Consider the following 17412-nt stretch of genomic DNA (forward strand, 5'->3'; position numbering starts at 1 on the left):
GTTGGCCCCCATGACCACCAGCAACACCGGCAACACGGGCGACACCGCCCCGGCCGTCCGCGCCGAACTCGCCCGACTGCGCGAGAGCATCGACAACATCGACGCCGCCGTCGTCCACATGCTCGCCGAGCGCTTCAAATGCACCCAACAGGTCGGCCACCTCAAAGCCGCCCACCAACTGCCGCCCGCAGACCCGTCCCGCGAGGCCCAGCAGATCGCCCGGCTGCGCCGACTGGCCGAAAACGCCAACCTCGACCCGGCGTTCGCGGAGAAACTCCTCAACTTCATCATCGCCGAGGTCATCCGCCATCACGAACGCATCGCGGACGACGCCAACACCCGGGAATGAGCACACACCACCCCCCGTACGCCCCGCATCTCAGGCCGTAGTGCGCCCCGCCCCCTCGGCGCGCGCACCGAAATGAGGCATCCTGCGCTGAGCACTCCTTGTCAGTCCACGAGTACTCCCAGTCAGTCGGTTCGGACATAAGCTGATGGTCCTAGCGAGGGGACGTCGCTCCATGCCGCCGGATGCCAAGATCCTCATAGTCGACGACCATGAGGAAACGCTCTACGCACTGGAAAGCGCCCTGGCCCCGCTCGGCTACCAGCTGACACGGGCGACCAGCGGCGACGGCGCGCTCAAGGAAGTCCTGCGCGGCCAAATCGGCCTGCTCCTCCTCGACGTCCGCATGCCCGGCGTCAGCGGCCTCGACGTCGTCCGCTACATGCGGGGCGTGGAACAGACCCAGCTCATCCCGATCATCCTCGTCACCGGCTTCGGACAGGACGCCGAACTCACCTCCGCGGCCTTCCGGCTCGGCGTCGCCGACCTCGTCATGAAACCCGTCGACCCCTGGACCCTGCGCACCAAAGTCCGCTACCTGTACGACTCCCACCAGCGCTACCGCTCCCTGGAACGAGAAGTCCGCGACCTGCGCGCCCTCGTGAAAGGCCAGGAACCCGCCACCCCCTACGACCCCCGCATCACCGCCCAACGGCCCACCCCCCGCCAACAGGAACAGGGCCGCACCGCCTAGACACCACGGACAGGCGCGCGACCGCACCACGACGGGCGCGCGGCACCACCGGACGTGACGCCGACAGACCGGGCCGCCCCTGTGCCGGACCCCACCCATCAGGCAGCATGGCACCCATGTCCGTACTGACGCGCGACGAAGCGCAGACCCGTGCCAAGCTCCTCGACGTCCACCGCTACCGGATCGAACTCGACCTGACGCGCGGCGACGAGACCTTCGACTCCCGCACCGCCATCACCTTCACGGCCCGCGCGGACGGGGACACCTTCGTCGAGCTCAAGCCCGCCGAACTGCGTTCCGCCACCCTCGACGGACACCACCTCGACCTGGACACCCTGGACGAGAACCGGCTGCCGCTCAAGAACCTCACCGCCGGCGAACACGAACTGCGCATCGACACCGTCATGCGCTACTCCCGCACCGGCGAAGGCATGCACCGCTTCACCGACCCCACCGACGGCGAGACATACCTCTACACCCAGCTGTTCATGGACGACGTCCAGCGCGTCTTCGCCGCCTTCGACCAGCCCGACCTGAAGTCCGTCTTCGAACTCTCCGTGACGGCCCCCGACAAATGGACCGTCCTCGCCAACAGCATCACCACCCGCACCCCCGACGGAACGTGGCAGGCCGCACCCACCCCGCCGATCTCCACCTACCTCGTCGCGGTCGCCGCCGGACCCTGGCACTCCGTACGCACCGAACACCGCGGCCTGCCCTTCGGCATCCACTGCCGCCGCTCCATGGCCCCCCACCTCGACACCGACGCCGACGAGATCCTCGACATCACCCGCGCCTGCTTCGACCGCTACCACGAGAAGTTCGAGGAGCCCTACCCCTTCGACTCCTACGACCAGGCGTTCGTACCCGAGTTCAACGCCGGCGCCATGGAGAACCCCGGACTCGTCACCTTCCGCGACGAATTCGTCTACCGCTCCGCCGTCACCGACACCGAACGCCAGACCCGCGCCATGGTCATCGCCCACGAGATGGCCCACATGTGGTTCGGCGACCTCGTCACCCTGCGCTGGTGGGACGACATCTGGCTGAACGAGTCCTTCGCCGAGTACATGGGCTACCAGACCCTCACCGAAGCGACCCGCTTCACCGACACCTGGACCGACTTCGGCATCGTCCGCAAGGCCTGGGGCTACGACGCCGACCAGCGGCCCTCCACCCACCCCGTCGCACCCGACCCCGACGCCGTCCCCGACACCGCCTCCGCACTCCTCAACTTCGACGGCATCTCCTACGCCAAGGGCGCCTCCGCACTGCGCCAACTCGTCGCCTGGCTCGGCGAGAAGGACTTCCTCACCGGCATCAACACCCACTTCGCCCGCCACCGGTTCGGCAACGCCACCCTCGCCGACTTCATCGAATCCCTCGCCGCCGCCACCGAACGCGACGTCCACGCCTGGGCCGCCTCCTGGCTCCGCACCACCGGAGTCGACACCCTCACCGCGTCCGTCACCGCCGAACCGGGGGAGTGGACCCTCACCGTCGACCGCGAAGGCAGCCGCCCCCACCGCGTCAACGTCGGCGTCTACGACCGGGACCTCAACGACGACCGCGCGCTCGTCCTGCGCGAGCGGTACGAGACGGACATCCCGCAGACCCCGTCCGCCGACTCCCGCCCCGGCACCCGCCCCGCCCTCGTCGTCCCCAACGACCTCGACCTCAGCTACGCGAAGATCCGCCTCGACGACGTGTCCGAGGAGACCGCCCTGCGCGGCATCTCCGGCGTCCCCGACGCCCTCACCCGCGCCGTCCTGTGGAACACCCTGCGCGACATGGTCCGCGACGGCGACCTCGACCCCGCCTCCTACCTGGAGACCGCCCGCGCCCACCTCCCCGAGGAGACCGACCTCGCCGTCGTCCAGGGCGTCCTCACCTTCGCCACCACCCAGGTCGCCGACCGGTTCCTCCCGGCCCACGACCGGCCCACCGCCCTCGCCACCCTCGCCTCCCTGTGCCGCGACCTGATCCGCCGCACCGAGGACGGCGACCACCCCGGACTCCGCCTCATCGCCGTACGCCACCTCATCGACGTCGCCGCCCAGCCCGACACCATCAGCGCCTGGATCTCCGAAGGCACCGTCCCCGGCGGACCCGAGCTCGATCCCGAACTGCGCTGGCGCATCCTCGGCCGGCTCTCCGTCCTCGGCGCCATCGACGACGCCGTCATCGAGGCCGAACTCGTCCAGGACCCGAGCGCCTCCGGCCAGGAAGGCGCCGCCCGCTGCCGCGCCGCCCTCCCCGACCCGCAGGCCAAGCGCGCCGCCTGGGAGGCCATGTTCACCACGGACGACCTCTCCAACTACCTCTTCACCGCCACCGCACGAGGCTTCTGGCAGCCCGAACAGGCAGACCTCGTACGAGAGTTCGTCCCACGGTACTTCGAGGACGCCGTCGCCCTCGCCGCCCGCCGCGGCCCCGCCATCGCCGAGGCCGCGGGCCGCTGGGCGTTCCCGGCGTACGCCGTCACCCCCGAGACACTCCGCCTGGGCGAACAGTGCCTCAAGAAGGCCGACCCGACCCCCGCCCTCCGCCGCAAACTGACCGACCAACTGGACGACCTGGCAAGGGCCCTACGCGTACGAGAGTCATAACCCACACCACCCGCGCCCCTCCACACGGAGGGGCGCGGCCGAAGCCCCGCCAGGGGCGCGGGGAACGGCGCGAGCCACCAAAACGAACCCGCACCCGCCCACAGTCACAAGCCCCGCAGGGCGAACGCGGCAAAGCCCCCCGCACGGCTCGACCGGCCGAGGCCTCCGCCCCGCCAGGGGCGCGGGGAACGGCGCGAGCAACCAAAAGGAACCCGCACCCGCCCCACAGCCACAAGCCCCGCACCCGCCCCACAGTCACAAGCCCCGCAGCCACACCACTGGCACAAGCCCCGCAGGGCCGTACCCACTTTCGGGTGCCGATCGTTGAACTCCCCGGGCACGTCGGCCCAAACGCGACAAGCTGAAAGCTTCCCGCAGGAAGCCCCCGCCGCGCGCCCCGGAGGACGACCATGAGCCCGCTCGCATCAGGCCCCCAAGGCCCGGACACCCTGCGACCGTTGCTCACCACCGTGCTCGACGCGCTACGGACCGGCGCAGCCGCCCGCGGCGGCCCACTCCCCGCCGGCGGCCCCGCCGAAGTCGCCGCACGCCTGCGCGAAGCCGTCGGCGACGTCCTGCCCGACCACGGCGACGAGAACGCCCTGCACACCCTCGTCCACGCCTTCACCGCCGGCGCCGCAGACCCCGCGCACCCCCTCTGCACAGCCCACCTGCACTGCCCGCCCCTCGCCGTCGCCACCGCCGCCGACCTCGCCGCCAGCGCCCTCAACCCCTCCCTCGACTCCTGGGACCAGGCCCCGGCCGCCTCGGAACTGGAAGCCCTCGTCACCAGAGCCCTCGCCGCCGAGGTCTACCCACCGACCACCCGCACCACCACCAACCCCGACGCCCTCGTCACCACAGGCGGCACCGAAGCCAACCAGCTCGCCCTCCTCCTGGCCCGCGAAACCCACGGCCACGTACAACTCGTGCAGGCCGCCAACGCCCACCACTCACTGCACCGCGCCACCTGGCTCCTCGGCCTCCCCGAACCCGTCACCGTGCCCGCCCCCGCAGGCACCATGGACCCCGTCGCACTCCACCAAGCCCTCACCGCACTCCCCGGCCCCGTCGTCGTCGCCGCCACCGCCGGCACCACCGACGCCGGCCTCATCGACCCACTCCCCGAGATCGCCGCACTCTGCGAAACCCACGGAGCCCGCCTCCACATCGACGCCGCCTACGGCGGAGGCCTCCTCCTCAGCGACCGCCACCGCCCCAAACTCCACGGCCTCGACCGCGCCCACACCGTCACCCTCGACCTCCACAAACTCGGCTGGCAGCCCGTCGCCGCAGGCCTCCTCGCCGTACGCGACCCCCACGACCTCACCGCGCTCAACAACCAGGCCGACTACCTCAACGCCGACGACGACACCGAAGCCGGCCTGCCCGACCTCCTCGGACGCTCCCTGCGCACCACCCGACGACCCGACATCCTCAAGATCGCCGTCACCCTCAAGACCCTTGGCCGCCAGGGACTGGGCGCACTCGTCGACCAGGTCTGCGCCCGCGCCGCCGAACTCGCCGAACTCATCCACCGGCACCCCCACCTCGAGCTCTACGACCGGCCCACCATCAGCACCGTCCTCTTCCGGCCCACCCACGCCACCGACGACACCGTCGCCGCCGTACGCCGCACCCTCCTCACCGAAGGCCACGCCGTCCTCGGCCGCGCCCGACCGGACGACCGCCTCTGGCTCAAAGCCACCCTGCTCAACCCGCACACCGGACCCGGCGACCTGGCCGCGCTCCTGGAACTCGTGGAAGGACACACCGCACGATGAGGCCGACGCCACCCCCCACGCCCCCCACCCGCCACGAACCCGAAGCCCCCCGCGACCTCGTCGGCATCGGCATCGGCCCCAACAACCTCTCCCTCGCCGCCCTCGCCCACCCCCTCACCGAACTCGACACCGCCTTCTACGAACAGCGCCCCACCTTCGACTGGCACCCCGGCCTCCTCCTCGAAGGCACCACCCTCCAAGTCCCCTTCCTCGCCGACCTGGTGACCCTCGCCGACCCCGCCAGCCCCTGGACCTTCCTCAACTACCTCAAAACCCGCGAACGACTCTTCCCGTTCTACTTCGCCGAACGCTTCCACATCCACCGCAGCGAATACGCCGCATACTGCCGCTGGGTCAGCGACAGCCTCCCCGGACTCCACTTCGGCCACCAGGTCGACGCCGTCCGCTGGAACCCCGAACGCGACGTCTTCGAAGTCGACTTCACCCAACTCGACACCGACGGCGAAGCAGAAGCCCTCGGACGCACCTACACGAAGAACATCGCCCTCGGCATCGGCACCGCCCCCCACATCCCCGAACCACTCCGCCCACTCGTCGAAGCACCCGGCGTCCCCGTCATCCACGCCGCCGACTACCTCCACCACCGCGACCGGTTCCTCACCGCCGACCACATCACCGTCATCGGATCAGGACAGTCCGGCGCCGAAGTCTTCCTCGACCTCCTCAAAAACCGCCCCACCGGCCGGGAAAAGATCCACTGGCTCGCCCGCACCGAGGCCTTCGCACCCATGGAGTACTCAAAACTCGGCCTCGAACACTTCACACCCGACTACACGCGCTACTTCCACGACCTGCCCGAACCCGTACGCGACCGACTCGTCCCCGCTCAGTGGCAACTCCACAAAGGCATCGACGCCGACACCATCGCCGCCATCCACGACGAGCTCTACCGCCGCACCCTCGACGGCGGCTGGCCCGAAACCGTCCTCACCCCCGGCGTCCTCGTCCGCACCGCGGGCCGCATCGCCACCACCAAGATCGAACTACACCTCGAACACGTCCAACAGGCCAGCCGCTCCCGCATCACCACCGACGCCGTCATCCTCGCCACCGGCTACCGCGAACGCCCCCTCGGCGGACTCCTCGCCGGCCTCGACCCCTACATGCGCCGCGACGCCTCCGACCGCCCCAGAATCGACGACCGCCACCGCCTCGTCCTCGACCCCTCCGTCACCGGATCCATCTACATCCAGAACGGCGAACGACACACCCACGGCGTCGGCGCCCCCGACCTCGGCCTCACCGCCTGGCGCAGCGCCGGCATCCTCAACTCCCTGACGGACAAAGACCCCTACCCCCTGCCGAACCGAACCGCCTTCACGACCTTCGGACTCACCCCACAGCCCCAGATCCCACCCGCCCGGCAGTCCAGGATGCTCACACCCCTCACGGACTGAGGGCCCGCCCCGCCCTCCCCGCCGCCCCGAGGCGGAGAGAAGAGCCGGACAGGCCCCCTCCGAACACACGCCCTAGAAAACGGGCGTCCCCTCCCGCGTCAGCTTCCAGTCCACCGAAGCGAACTCCTTCGGGTCCAGCGAACCCTTCGCCGTCACCCACTCCGCGATCCGCGTACGGATCTCCGTCGACTCCGCCCACAGCTCCTTCGCCGACGCCACGTGCGGGAACGCCCCACCACCGTTCGCCCGGTAGTTGTTCACCGCGAACACGAACTGCTGCGCGTCGTCCAGCGCCGCACCGTTGTAGGAAAGATTCCTGATCCGCGACCCGGCCGCCCGCGCGATGTCGATGTCGTACGTCAGACCCGACACGTAGTCGTAGTTGTAGTCCGGCCGGTTGCCCGCGTTCGTCAGCTTCTCCACGTCCACCGGCGCACCAACCGCCGTCTGCACGAAGTACTGCGCCGAGAACTCCAGATACGCCCGCAACTGCGCACCCGTCATCAACTTCGCCACCAGCGTGTTGTCGTACACGTACAGACTCGACAGATCCCGGATCGTCACGTCCCCCGCCGGAATCTCCGACGTACGCGAGAACGGCGACGCCTGCGACAACACCGGCAGCGACGCATACTCCGTACCCACCAGCGCCGCCCTGACCACGTCCTCCTGCACCTTCGTGATCAGGTCGATGATCGGCGCGTCCTTGTACCGCGCCTCCACCGTCGTCAGCGTCTCTGTCGCCGTACCGACCACCTGGTTGACGTACGCCACGACCACGTCGTGCTCGTCCTTCAGAAGCTTCGTGATCCTCGGGTCGTCCGCCACCGAGTTCGAGTTGCGGACCGACGCCGCCACCGACTCGACCACCCACCGGCCCTTCTCGAAGACCAGCTCGAAATCGAACAGCGACAACCGCTCCGCATACGCCAGCGGCTCCGACAGAACAACCGTCTTCCCGGTCTTCGCGTTCGTCACCTTCAGCTCGGGAATCTCCACATGCGCATGCCCCACCAGGATCGCGTCGATCCCGGGCACCTGCTGCGCCACCAGCGCCGCCGAGTTCTCGACATACGGCAACTGGTCACCGTACGACGACGTACCGGACGACCCACTGTGCGCCGACACGACAACCACGTCCGCGCCCATCGACCGCAGCTTCGGCACCCACTTCGCCGCCTGCTCCTCCAACCCGGGAAACACCAGCTTGCCCTGGACATACGCCTTGTCCCAGATCGCGATACCGGGGTTGGTGAGACCGAGAACCGCGACCTTGACCGGCGGAGCACCCTTCACCTGGAACTTCTTGATGAAATACGGAGGGAAGGCCGGCTTCAGCGTCTTCGCGTCCAGCGCGTTCGCACCGAGCAGCGGGAAACGGCACTGCTCCTCGAACTTCCGCAGCGTCTCGATGCCGTAATTGAACTCGTGGTTGCCCAACGCCACCGCGTCGTACCCGATGGCGTTCATCGCCTGCGCCATCGGATGCACCGGCCCACCCTTGGCCGTGATCGGGTCGACCTTCGCGTAGTAGTACGTCAGCGGCGTGCCCTGGATCGTGTCACCCGCATCCAGCAACAGCGTGTTGCAACGGCCCTTCTCCTTGCGCACCGCGTTCACCAGCGTCGAGATCCGCGCCAGCCCCTGCGCGTTGCCCGCCGCGTCCTTGTACTCCGCGTCCTTGAAGTAGTCCCAGTTGAAGACATGCCCGTGCAGATCGGTCGTGCCCATCACCGTCAGCGAGTACCGCTTCGGCTTCGGCTTCCTGCCACCCGCCGCCACCGCCGCCTCCGCACTCGGCGCCACGACCGCCCCGGTCAGGGCGACACCGGCCCCGGTCACAGCGGACTTCTTCAGGAACTTCCGACGGTTCAACGGCATGGTGGGCACTCCTCGGGAACGGTGAACAACGCGCGTAGATTCTGACCCGCTCACCACGCACCGCAACACCCCCCACAGGTTTCGATCTGGTGACCGGCAGGAGCCGGAAACGGGCCGCCGGTGACAGAGTGGGACGTATGACCTCAGCCCACGAGGAACCCCGCCCCACCACCCCCCACGGCACACCCGAAGCCCCCCGCATCGCCGTCCGCGGCGAAGCCCACCTCGAAGTCGACCCCGAGATCGCCCGCATCGGCATCACCATCAGCGCCCGCGGCACCGACCGCCGAAACGCACTGAACGACCTCACCCGCCGCAACACCACCGTCCTCGACCTGGTCAAAACCTACGGAAACGCCGTCGAAAAACTCGAGACCGGCGCCTTCTCCATCACCCCGGAACTCACCCGACACGGCCGCGGCGAACGCATCCGCGCCTACCACGGCCGCGTCCACATCACCGCCGAACTCACCGACTTCACCGCCCTCGGCGAACTCACCACCCGCCTCGCCGACCTCGACCTCACCCGCGTCGACGGCCCCTGGTGGGCCCTGCGCCCCGACTCACCCGCCCACCGCCGCGCCAGGCAACAAGCAGTACGCGAAGCCGTCCAACGAGCCCGCGAATACGCCGAAGCACTCGGCACGACCCTCACCGCACTCCTCGAACTCGCCGACATCGGAACCGAGGACGCGCGCCCCTACGCCATGGAGGCCCAGTCCCGCTCCATGCGCACCATGGCCTTCGACGCCGCCGACCCCGACCAGACCCCCGCCCTCGACCTCGAACCCGAACGCCAACACGTCCACGCACAGGTCAACGCCCGCTTCACCATGTCACCGCCCACCCTGTGAACGCCCCGGACGACAGGCCCACGTAGGGGCGTGGGGTCAGTACTTGGCGCCGACGTGGACGTCCATGAGGGCTACGGAGGCTTTGCGGGCGACGGAGATGTTGTACGGGTTGCCGTGCCGGGTGCAGTGCGTCCACTCGACGCCCAGCCTGTCGAGTGTGTCCGTGTAGAGCTGCCGGATGTCGTCGGAGACGTTGGTGAAGAAGTACCGAGGGTATTCGTAGCGCTTACGCTCACCGGCGACGAGGCGGGTCGTCCAATTGGTGATGCGGCAGCCGTCGGAGTGGACGAGGCCGCGGATGAACTCCCATGGGTGGGCGTCGACAAGCTCCTGTTGCCAGGGTTCGAGGGCGATGGTGCGCTCGTGCTTCTTGCCGGGACCGTGCTGCGGAAACATGCACGTCCAGTGCTTGGTGTACGACTTCACCTCGACGCAACCTGCCTTGTGGCGCTGCCGGACGCTGGGGAGCGGCAGCACCCTACGCATAGCGTCTTCGGCGGCTGAGATCAGCCCGGTCTGCAGGGCGTTGCAGAAGATGGACAGGTGGTGCTGCTTGGGCTTCGAGATGATGTGGCCGTCGCCGAGGTAAAGGCCCAGGAGATAGGCGTACGCAACTTTGTCGTACTCGCGGCCCGTGCAGTGAGGGCAGTCCGTCGGCTGCTCGTACGTTTCACCACGTACACGGCGATCTTCGCTGCGCCACCAGCCAATGGTCCCGCGCGGGATGTTGAAGCGCTCGGCGACTGCGCGATTGGGGACGCCCTGGCGCATGAGTGCGACGGCCTGGGCACGAATCGAAGGGCTGTGCTGGTCCATGTGAAAACTCTGCGCGACTGATCGCTACAGAGCGCAGCGAAAAGCGGATGTTCACGAGAACGGGAACATCCGCTTCTTGATGGTGACCTTGGAAAACAAGGAAAAGTGCCCCGAGTCGGATTCGAACCGACGCTGTATGGGTTTTGAATCCATGGCCTCTACCGCTGGGCTACCGGGGCCCCCTTCGAAACGAAGGTCGACGGTCTCCCGCCGTGTGACCACCATACCGCAGCTAGGTACGCTCTTGGGAGCAGTACTTGCCCCATGACGAGGAGCCCCCGTGACCGCCCCCGAGTCGCCCCAGCCCGTGGACGCGCCCGACGACGACAAGTCGCACGTGCCTCCGCTGACGACCCGTGTCGTCATCGCCGAGGACGAGGCGCTGATCCGTCTCGACCTCAAGGAGATGCTGGAGGAAGAGGGGTACTCGGTCGTGGGCGAGGCCGGTGACGGTGAGGAAGCCGTCGAGCTCGCCAGGCAGCACCGTCCGGATCTCGTGATCCTCGACGTGAAGATGCCGAAGCTCGACGGCATCTCCGCCGCGGAGAAGATCGCCGAGGAGTCCATCGCTCCGGTGCTGATGCTGACGGCGTTCTCGCAGCGTGATCTCGTCGAGCGGGCGCGTGACGCCGGCGCGATGGCGTATCTGGTGAAGCCGTTCAGCAAGAGTGACGTGGTTCCGGCGATCGAGATGGCTGTCTCGCGGTTCACGGAGCTGAAGACGCTGGAGAAGGAGATCGAGGATCTCACCCAGCGTCTGGAGACGCGGAAGCTGGTGGACCGTGCGAAGTCGGTTCTTCAGACGGAGTACGGCCTGACGGAGCCGGCGGCGTTCCGTTGGATCCAGAAGACGTCGATGGATCGGCGTATGTCGATGCAGCAGGTGGCGGAGGCGGTCATTCTGGATGCGGACGAGAAGAAGGCCGCGAAGGACTGAGGTCCGTCCGAGCGGTTGTTGGTACGGCTGAGGCCCGCACCCCGGAAGATCGGGTGCGGGCCTCAGCCGTGTGCGGGGTCTGTGCCGTGGTGTGCGGCTCAGTCCTCGCCGAGGTACGCCTTGCGTACCGATTCGTCGTGCAGGAGGTCCTGGCCGGTGCCGGAGAGGACGACGTTGCCGACTTCCATGACGTGTCCGTGGTCGGCGAGGGAGAGCGCCGCCTGGGCGTTCTGCTCGACGAGGAGGATCGTCGTGCCGGAGGCCTTGAGTTCGGCGATGGTGGCCATGATCTTCTGCATCATGATCGGTGAGAGGCCCATGGAGGGTTCGTCGAGCATGAGCAGTTTGGGCTGTGACATGAGGGCGCGGCCCATGGCGAGCATTTGCTGTTCGCCGCCGGAGAGGGTTCCCGCGGCCTGCTTGCGGCGTTCCCCGAGGATGGGGAAGAGCTCGTAGGCGCGCTGGATGTCCTTCTCGATGCCTGGTTTGTCGCTGCGGAGGAAGGCGCCGAGTCGGAGGTTGTCCTCGATGGTCATGCGGGGGAAGATGTGCCGCCCCTCGGGGGAGTGGGCGAGCCCCAGGGCGACGATCTGGTGGGCGGGGGTCTTCTTGAGTGATTTGCCCTGGAACTTGATCTGGCCGCCGACGGGCTTGAGGAGGCCGGAGAGGGTGCGCAGGGTGGTGGTCTTGCCGGCGCCGTTGGTGCCGATGAGGGTGACCACTTCGCCGGCTTCGACCTTGAAGGAGATGCCCTTGACGGCTTCGATCTTGCCGTAGGCGACTCGGAGGTCCTCGACTTCGAGCAGTGCGGTCATCGGTCGGTCTCCTTGCGGGGCGCGGCGTCGGCCTGTGCTTCGGCCGCTTCGACCTCCGCGACCTCGGCTTGGCCGGGTGCGTCTTCGTAGGGTTCGCCGAGGTAGGCGGCGACCACTCGTTCGTCGCCCTGGACGGTGGCGCTGTCGCCTTCGACGAGCTTTTCGCCCTGGACGAGGACGGCGACGCGGTCGCAGAGGTTGAAGATGAACCGCATGTCGTGCTCGATGACGAGTACGGCGATGCCCATGTCGCGGATGGCGAAGACGAGTTCTTCGGTGGCGCGTGTCTCTTGCGGGTTCATGCCGGCGGTGGGCTCGTCGAGGAGGAGGAGTCCGGGTTCGCTGGCGAGTGCTCGTGCGATTTCGAGCTTGCGCTGTTCGCCGTAGGGGAGGTTCCTGGAGAGGTGGTCGCGCTTGTGGGCGAGGCCGATGAAGTCCAGGAGTTCCATGGCGCGCTCTTCGGAGGCCTTTTCGGCCTTCTTGAAGCCGGGGCCGCGCAGGAGCGCGGACCATAGGCCTTCTTTGGTGCGGGTGTGGCGGCCGACGAGCACGTTTTCCAGGACCGTCATGTTGGCGAAGAGACGGATGTTCTGGAAGGTGCGGGCGATGCCGGCGGCGGTGACCTTGAAGGACTGGGACGGCAGGACGGTGCCCTTGTACCGGACTTCTCCCTCGGTGGGGATGTAGAGGCCGGTGAGGCAGTTGAAGAAGGTCGTCTTGCCGGCGCCGTTGGGGCCGATGAGTCCGACGATCTCGCCGCTGTTGACGGTGAGGTCGACGTTGCGTACGGCGGTGAGGCCGCCGAAGCGCATGGTGACGCCGCGTGCGTCGAGGACGGTTTCGCCGGGGGCGTTCGCGCCCGGGGTGGCCTGTGTGGTGGTGGTGTTGGTAGTCATCGTGGTCAGGCCCCTGCCTTGCTGAGGACTGTGGGGGCTTCCGCCTCTTCGTGGAATTCGAGCTGGCGGCGCCGGTTCGGGATGAGGCCTTCCGGACGGAAGCGCATCAGCAGGACGAGCGCGAGACCGAAGGCGAAGAGTTGGTAGTCGCCGAGGAACTGGAGCTTGGCCGGGATCAGGTAGAGCAGTGCGGCTCCGACGAGGGGGCCGCTGATGGTGCCCATGCCGCCGAGGACGACCGCTGCGAGCAGGAAGGCCGAGTTGGGCGGGACGACGTGGGCGAACTGGTACTGCTCGGGGGTCACGGTGTAGGTGACGTGTGCCTGGACGGTTCCGGCGAGGCCGGCGAGGGCCGCTCCGAGTGCGAAGGCGATGAGTTTGACGCGGAAGCCGTTGATGCCCATGGCGAGGGCGGCTGTCTCGTCTTCGCGGATGGCGACCCAGGCGCGGCCGATGCGGGAGTCGCTGCTGCGTCGGAAGACGATGACGACGACGAAGGTGATGAGGAGCATCAGCAGGAAGTAGTTGGCGAATCGCGCGATGGTCATTCCGGCGATGGTGTGTTCCTGGCCGAAGTCGAATCCGAGGATGTTGAGGTTCGGGATGGAGGAGATGCCGTTGGAGCCGTTGGTGATGTCGGGTCCGGAGGTGCCGTCCATGTTGAGGACGCCGATCCGGAAGATCTCGCCGAAGCCCAGGGTGACGATGGCGAGGTAGTCGCCGCGCAGTCGCAGGGTCGGGGCGCCGATGAGGACGCCGAAGACCATGGCTACGGCTGCGCCGAGGAGGGCTGAGGCCCAGAACGGCAGGTGGATGTCGAAGGGTGAGGAGGGGGAGCCGGAGACCATGGCCGCTGTGTAGGCGCCGACGCCGAGGAAGGCGACGTAGCCGAGGTCGAGGAGTCCGGCGAGGCCGACGACGATGTTGAGGCCGAGGGCGACGGTGGCGAAGATCAGGATGTAGACGCCGATGGTCGCGTACTGGTCGTCGGACTGGGTGAAGGGGAAGGCGGCTGCTGCTGCGAACGCGCCGATCATCGTCACGTTGCGGTGCTTGGCGGTGAGCGCGGAGATCCGGCCGACGAGTCCGGCCTTGGCGGCGGCGGCGAAGCAGAAGCCGGCGGTGATGAGGAAGCCGACGAAGAGTTCGTCGTACTCGGTGCCGATGCCGTAGGTGAAGACGATCAGGCCGAGGGTGAGTGCCGCGCCGATGATGAGGATCTCGGCGTACGCCGGCAGTTTGCGGGCCGGGGTTGCGGTGCCGGAGGCGAAGGCAGTCTTGATGATGGTGAGTTGGTGCCGTGCCTTGTGGCGGAACTGCTCCCAGGCGGTGTCTTCGGGGTCGAAGGGGTCGGGCGCCGGTCGTTCGAACGGCAGGGAGAGTGCGCCGAGGAGGGCGACGAGGGTGGCGACGGCCGCGACCCAGCCGCCGGGTTCGAGGTTGGCGAGGCCGCCGAGCTGGGTGCTGATCGCGATGATCGTGTACCAGGCGGTGGCGAAGGCGGAGAGCGCGGCGAGTTTGATGGCGCTGTCGGCGCCTGCCGGTGCCAGCCAGCGCAGGCCCTTGATGCCGTAGGAGGCGAGGCCGAGCAGGGTGGTGAGGGCGCCGCCGATGAGGACGAGGACCTGGAGGCCGCCGGGGTAGCCGTAGTAGGTGAGGTCGCCGGGGAAGGCGTCGGTCCAGGTCCAGGCGAGGAAGGCGGAGATGACGGTGAGGATGCCGCCGCCGGTGGCGAGGGCGCGTCCGAGGTGCGGCGGGATGCCGATGAGTCCAGAGGTGGCGCCGGAGGGGTCCTTGGCGAGCGTCTGGGGGGTGGTGGTGTGTGTGGTCATCGGTGTCACGCCCTGTCCGCGACGCGCTCGCCGAGCAGGCCTTGTGGCCTGAAGAGGAGCACGAGGATGAGGAGTACGAAGGCCCAGACGTTGGCCCAGGACTGGCCGCCGAGCTGTTCCATGCCGGGGACGTCGGCGATGTAGGCGGTGGCCATGGTTTCGGCGAGGCCGAGGACGAGGCCGCCGATCATGGCGCCGTAGATGTTGCCGATGCCGCCGAGGACGGCTGCGGTGAAGGCCTTGAGGCCGAGGATGAAGCCCATACGGAAGTTGATCTCGCCGTATTTGAGGCCGTAGGCGAGGCCTCCGACGGCGGCGAACGCGGCACCGAGGGCGAAGGCGACCACGATGATGCGGTCGGTGTTGATGCCCATGAGTTTGGCGGTGTCCGGGTCCTGCGCGGTGGCCTGCATGCCGCGGCCGGTGCGGGTCTTCATGACGAAGTAGGCGAGGATCGCCATGCTGATGGGTGCGGCGAGCAGCAGAAAGACGTCACCTGTCTGGATGGTGACGCTGCCGATTTCGAAGGGGCCTCCGTCGATCTCCGGGAAGGTGATCGGGGAGTCGGCTTCGGGGTACCAGGCCCACACCGCCTGCTGGAGGGCGAGGGAGAGGCCGATGGCGGTGATGAGCGGGGCGAGTCGCGGTGCGGTGCGCAGGGGGCGGTAGGCGAATCGTTCCGCGCCCACGGCGACGGTGACCGAGACGAAGACCGCGCCGACGAGCATCAGTGGCAGGGCGACCCACATGGTGGTGCCGTCGGGCAGGATGTACAGGTAGACCGTGAGAGCGCCGAAGGCCCCGGTCATGAAGATCTCGCCGTGGGCGAAGTTGATGAGCTGGACGATGCCATAGACCATCGTGTAGCCGATGGCGACCAGCCCGTACATGGATCCCAGTAGCAGGCCGTTGACCAGCTGCTGCGGCAGTTCGTTCACCGCATGTCCTCCGAGACGTTCGGATAGTCGAGGGGTGTGACCGGATGTGAGTCCGCGCGGGGCGCCTGTGATGCGGCGCCCCGCGCGGCTCGGTGGTGCGGGGTGTGGGTCAGTCGGAGTAGGTGCCGGACTTCACCGGCTTCCAGGCGCCGCCCTCGACCGAGTAGACGGTGAGCTGCTTGTTGGTCGTGTCACCGAACTCGTCGAAGGAGACCTTGCCGGTCACGCCGTCGAAGGAGACATTCTGCATGGCTTCGGTGATCTTGGCGCGGGCGTCGTCCGGGAGCTTGCCGTCGTTGTCCTCGACGACCTTCTTCACGGCCTCGATGATCGCCCAGCCGGAGTCGTAGGAGTAACCGCCGTACGCCGCGAAGTCCTCCTTGTAGCCCGCTGCCTTGTAGTTGGTCACGAACTCCTTGGCGGAGGGGAGGTCCTCGACGGGTGCGCCGACCGAGGTGGCGAGGTCACCGGCGCTGTTCTTGCCGGCCAGCTCGATGAAGGTGGGGTCGAAGATGCCGTCGCCGCCGACGACGGGAACCTTGGAACCGGCAGCCTTGATCTGCTTGCTCAGCGGGCCGGCCTGCGGGTACTCGCCGCCGTAGTAGACGACGTCGGCGCCGGAGCTCTTCACCTGGGTGGCGACGGCGGAGAAGTCCTTGGAGTCGGGGTCGATGTGCTGGGTTCCGACGACCTTGCCGCCGAGCTTCTTGAACTCGTCGGTGAAGGTGGCGGCCAGACCGGCGCCGTAGGTCTTCTTGTCGTCGATGACGAAGACGCTCTTCTTCTTGGCGTCGTTGTAGACGTACTGCGCGGCGAACGGGCCCTGGATGGCGTCCGTGGTCGCGGTGCGGAAGTACGACTTGTACGTGCGGACCTTCTTGGTCTGCCAGTCCGTGCCCTGGGTCAGGGTCGGTCCCGTGTTGGCGGGGGAGACCTGGACGAGCTTGGCGTCGTCGAAGACCTTCTGCATGGACTCGGCCACGGAGGAGTTCAGCGGGCCGACGACACCGAGGACGTCCTTGTTGGCGACGAACTTGGTGGCGTTCTGCTGGCCCGCGGAGGGCTGCGCCTGGTCGTCGAGGGACTCGACCTTGAAGGTGATGCCTTCGACGGTCTTTTCCTTGTTGGCGGTCTTGGCGGCGAGGTCCACGGAGTTCTTGATACCGAGGCCCAGCGCGGAGAGGTCGCCGGTCAGCGGGGCGTCGACGCCGATGACGACAGTGGTGCCGCCGTCGCCGGAGTCCGAGCCGCCGCCGTCGTCGTCGCGCGAGCCACAGGCGGTGAGGGTGAGTGCTCCCGCCGCCAGTGCGGCGGTGATGGCGATGAGCGAACGTTGACGCACGATCAGCAGTCCTTTCCCTGGCGCGGCCGTTCCTCGTGGAACGGGCCGAGTCGAGCGCTGGGCCGAAAATTGTTCGAATCCGGTGGCGCGGTGACTGGCCGTGACTCTAAGCGGGTGAAGGGAACGTGGAGGAGAGTCTGACCCAGGCTGTGACGCTCTTGTTATGACACGAGGTAATGCAGAGCGGTACTCAGTGGGTGGATGGGCGGAATTCCGGCCGATTCGTCCTGTCCACATAGTGAGAACCTGC

The 17412-nt window shown here is 67.9% G+C and carries 14 protein-coding genes and 1 tRNA gene; 7 read left to right on the forward strand and 8 right to left on the reverse strand.

All coding sequences use genetic code 11. The features are described from left to right. Positions 1-10: 10 nt before the first annotated feature. The 5 genes from KUF83_RS40880 (at position 11) to KUF83_RS40900 (ending at position 6851) form a co-directional block, all read left to right on the forward strand. Complete coding sequence (locus tag KUF83_RS40880) at positions 11-349, forward strand: chorismate mutase (protein ID WP_217460192.1); 339 nt, start codon at positions 11-13, stop codon at positions 347-349. 172 nt (positions 350-521) lie between these two features. Then, positions 522-1040, forward strand: coding sequence for a two-component system response regulator (locus KUF83_RS40885; RefSeq protein ID WP_217460193.1), 519 nt, complete (start codon positions 522-524; stop codon positions 1038-1040). Between the two features lie 107 nt (positions 1041-1147). Then, complete coding sequence (gene pepN / locus KUF83_RS40890; RefSeq protein ID WP_217460194.1) at positions 1148-3649, forward strand: aminopeptidase N; 2502 nt, start codon at positions 1148-1150, stop codon at positions 3647-3649. A 410-nt stretch (positions 3650-4059) separates the two neighbouring features. Further along, positions 4060-5433, forward strand: a complete 1374-nt coding sequence (locus KUF83_RS40895; protein WP_217460195.1) for an aminotransferase class V-fold PLP-dependent enzyme — start codon at positions 4060-4062, stop codon at positions 5431-5433. After that, complete coding sequence (locus KUF83_RS40900; RefSeq protein WP_217460196.1) at positions 5430-6851, forward strand: lysine N(6)-hydroxylase/L-ornithine N(5)-oxygenase family protein; 1422 nt, start codon at positions 5430-5432, stop codon at positions 6849-6851. The genes KUF83_RS40895 and KUF83_RS40900 overlap by 4 nt, the downstream gene beginning before the upstream one ends. Before the next feature lie 72 nt (positions 6852-6923). Here KUF83_RS40900 and KUF83_RS40905 read toward each other — a convergent pair whose 3' ends face one another. Continuing rightward, positions 6924-8732: a bifunctional UDP-sugar hydrolase/5'-nucleotidase gene (locus KUF83_RS40905; protein WP_217460197.1), complete on the reverse strand. Its 1809-nt coding sequence runs from the start codon at positions 8730-8732 to the stop codon at positions 6924-6926. 137 nt (positions 8733-8869) lie between these two features. Between KUF83_RS40905 and KUF83_RS40910 the strand changes: the two genes are divergently transcribed. Next, complete coding sequence (locus KUF83_RS40910; RefSeq protein WP_217460198.1) at positions 8870-9586, forward strand: SIMPL domain-containing protein; 717 nt, start codon at positions 8870-8872, stop codon at positions 9584-9586. A gap of 36 nt (positions 9587-9622) precedes the next feature. Here the strand turns inward: KUF83_RS40910 and KUF83_RS40915 are convergent, their stop codons facing one another. Beyond that, positions 9623-10402 (reverse strand): helix-turn-helix domain-containing protein, encoded by a 780-nt coding sequence (locus KUF83_RS40915; protein WP_217460199.1) that lies wholly within the window; start codon positions 10400-10402, stop codon positions 9623-9625. 106 nt (positions 10403-10508) lie between these two features. Beyond that, a tRNA-Leu gene (locus KUF83_RS40920) sits at positions 10509-10581 on the reverse strand. Between the two features lie 101 nt (positions 10582-10682). Between KUF83_RS40920 and KUF83_RS40925 the strand changes: the two genes are divergently transcribed. Beyond that, positions 10683-11339, forward strand: coding sequence for an ANTAR domain-containing response regulator (locus KUF83_RS40925; RefSeq protein WP_217460200.1), 657 nt, complete (start codon positions 10683-10685; stop codon positions 11337-11339). A 98-nt stretch (positions 11340-11437) separates the two neighbouring features. Here KUF83_RS40925 and KUF83_RS40930 read toward each other — a convergent pair whose 3' ends face one another. The 5 genes from KUF83_RS40930 to KUF83_RS40950 form a co-directional block, all read right to left on the reverse strand. Further along, positions 11438-12154, reverse strand: a complete 717-nt coding sequence (locus KUF83_RS40930; protein WP_217460201.1) for an ABC transporter ATP-binding protein — start codon at positions 12152-12154, stop codon at positions 11438-11440. Beyond that, positions 12151-13050 (reverse strand): ABC transporter ATP-binding protein, encoded by a 900-nt coding sequence (locus KUF83_RS40935; protein ID WP_217460202.1) that lies wholly within the window; start codon positions 13048-13050, stop codon positions 12151-12153. The genes KUF83_RS40930 and KUF83_RS40935 overlap by 4 nt, the downstream gene beginning before the upstream one ends. 5 nt (positions 13051-13055) lie before the next feature. Next, a complete protein-coding gene (locus KUF83_RS40940; RefSeq protein WP_217460203.1) occupies positions 13056-14882 on the reverse strand; it encodes a branched-chain amino acid ABC transporter permease in 1827 nt (608 codons plus the stop codon). Positions 14883-14887: 5 nt separating this feature from the next. Continuing rightward, entirely contained in the window at positions 14888-15820 is a 933-nt protein-coding gene (locus KUF83_RS40945; protein WP_217460204.1) for a branched-chain amino acid ABC transporter permease, read from the reverse strand. Positions 15821-15929: 109 nt separating this feature from the next. Then, the gene (locus KUF83_RS40950) at positions 15930-17162 is read right to left on the reverse strand and encodes a branched-chain amino acid ABC transporter substrate-binding protein (protein WP_217460205.1); all 1233 of its coding nucleotides are present in this window, start codon (positions 17160-17162) and stop codon (positions 15930-15932) included. Positions 17163-17412: the final 250 nt, after the last annotated feature.

This window comes from Streptomyces sp. BV286, assembly GCF_019090165.1.
Classification (GTDB): domain Bacteria; phylum Actinomycetota; class Actinomycetes; order Streptomycetales; family Streptomycetaceae; genus Streptomyces.

Bases quoted from the DNA above. Each gene is read 5' to 3' on its own strand.
- KUF83_RS40880 (WP_217460192.1), top strand. From the start codon at position 11: ATGACCACCAGCAACACCGGCAACACGGGCGACACCGCCCCGGCCGTC.
- KUF83_RS40885 (WP_217460193.1), top strand. From the start codon at position 522: ATGCCGCCGGATGCCAAGATCCTCATAGTCGACGACCATGAGGAAACG.
- pepN (WP_217460194.1), top strand. From the start codon at position 1,148: ATGGCACCCATGTCCGTACTGACGCGCGACGAAGCGCAGACCCGTGCC.
- KUF83_RS40895 (WP_217460195.1), top strand. From the start codon at position 4,060: ATGAGCCCGCTCGCATCAGGCCCCCAAGGCCCGGACACCCTGCGACCG.
- KUF83_RS40900 (WP_217460196.1), top strand. From the start codon at position 5,430: ATGAGGCCGACGCCACCCCCCACGCCCCCCACCCGCCACGAACCCGAA.
- KUF83_RS40905 (WP_217460197.1), bottom strand. From the start codon at position 8,732: ATGCCGTTGAACCGTCGGAAGTTCCTGAAGAAGTCCGCTGTGACCGGG.
- KUF83_RS40910 (WP_217460198.1), top strand. From the start codon at position 8,870: ATGACCTCAGCCCACGAGGAACCCCGCCCCACCACCCCCCACGGCACA.
- KUF83_RS40915 (WP_217460199.1), bottom strand. From the start codon at position 10,402: ATGGACCAGCACAGCCCTTCGATTCGTGCCCAGGCCGTCGCACTCATG.
- KUF83_RS40930 (WP_217460201.1), bottom strand. From the start codon at position 12,154: ATGACCGCACTGCTCGAAGTCGAGGACCTCCGAGTCGCCTACGGCAAG.
- KUF83_RS40935 (WP_217460202.1), bottom strand. From the start codon at position 13,050: ATGACTACCAACACCACCACCACACAGGCCACCCCGGGCGCGAACGCC.
- KUF83_RS40940 (WP_217460203.1), bottom strand. From the start codon at position 14,882: ATGACCACACACACCACCACCCCCCAGACGCTCGCCAAGGACCCCTCC.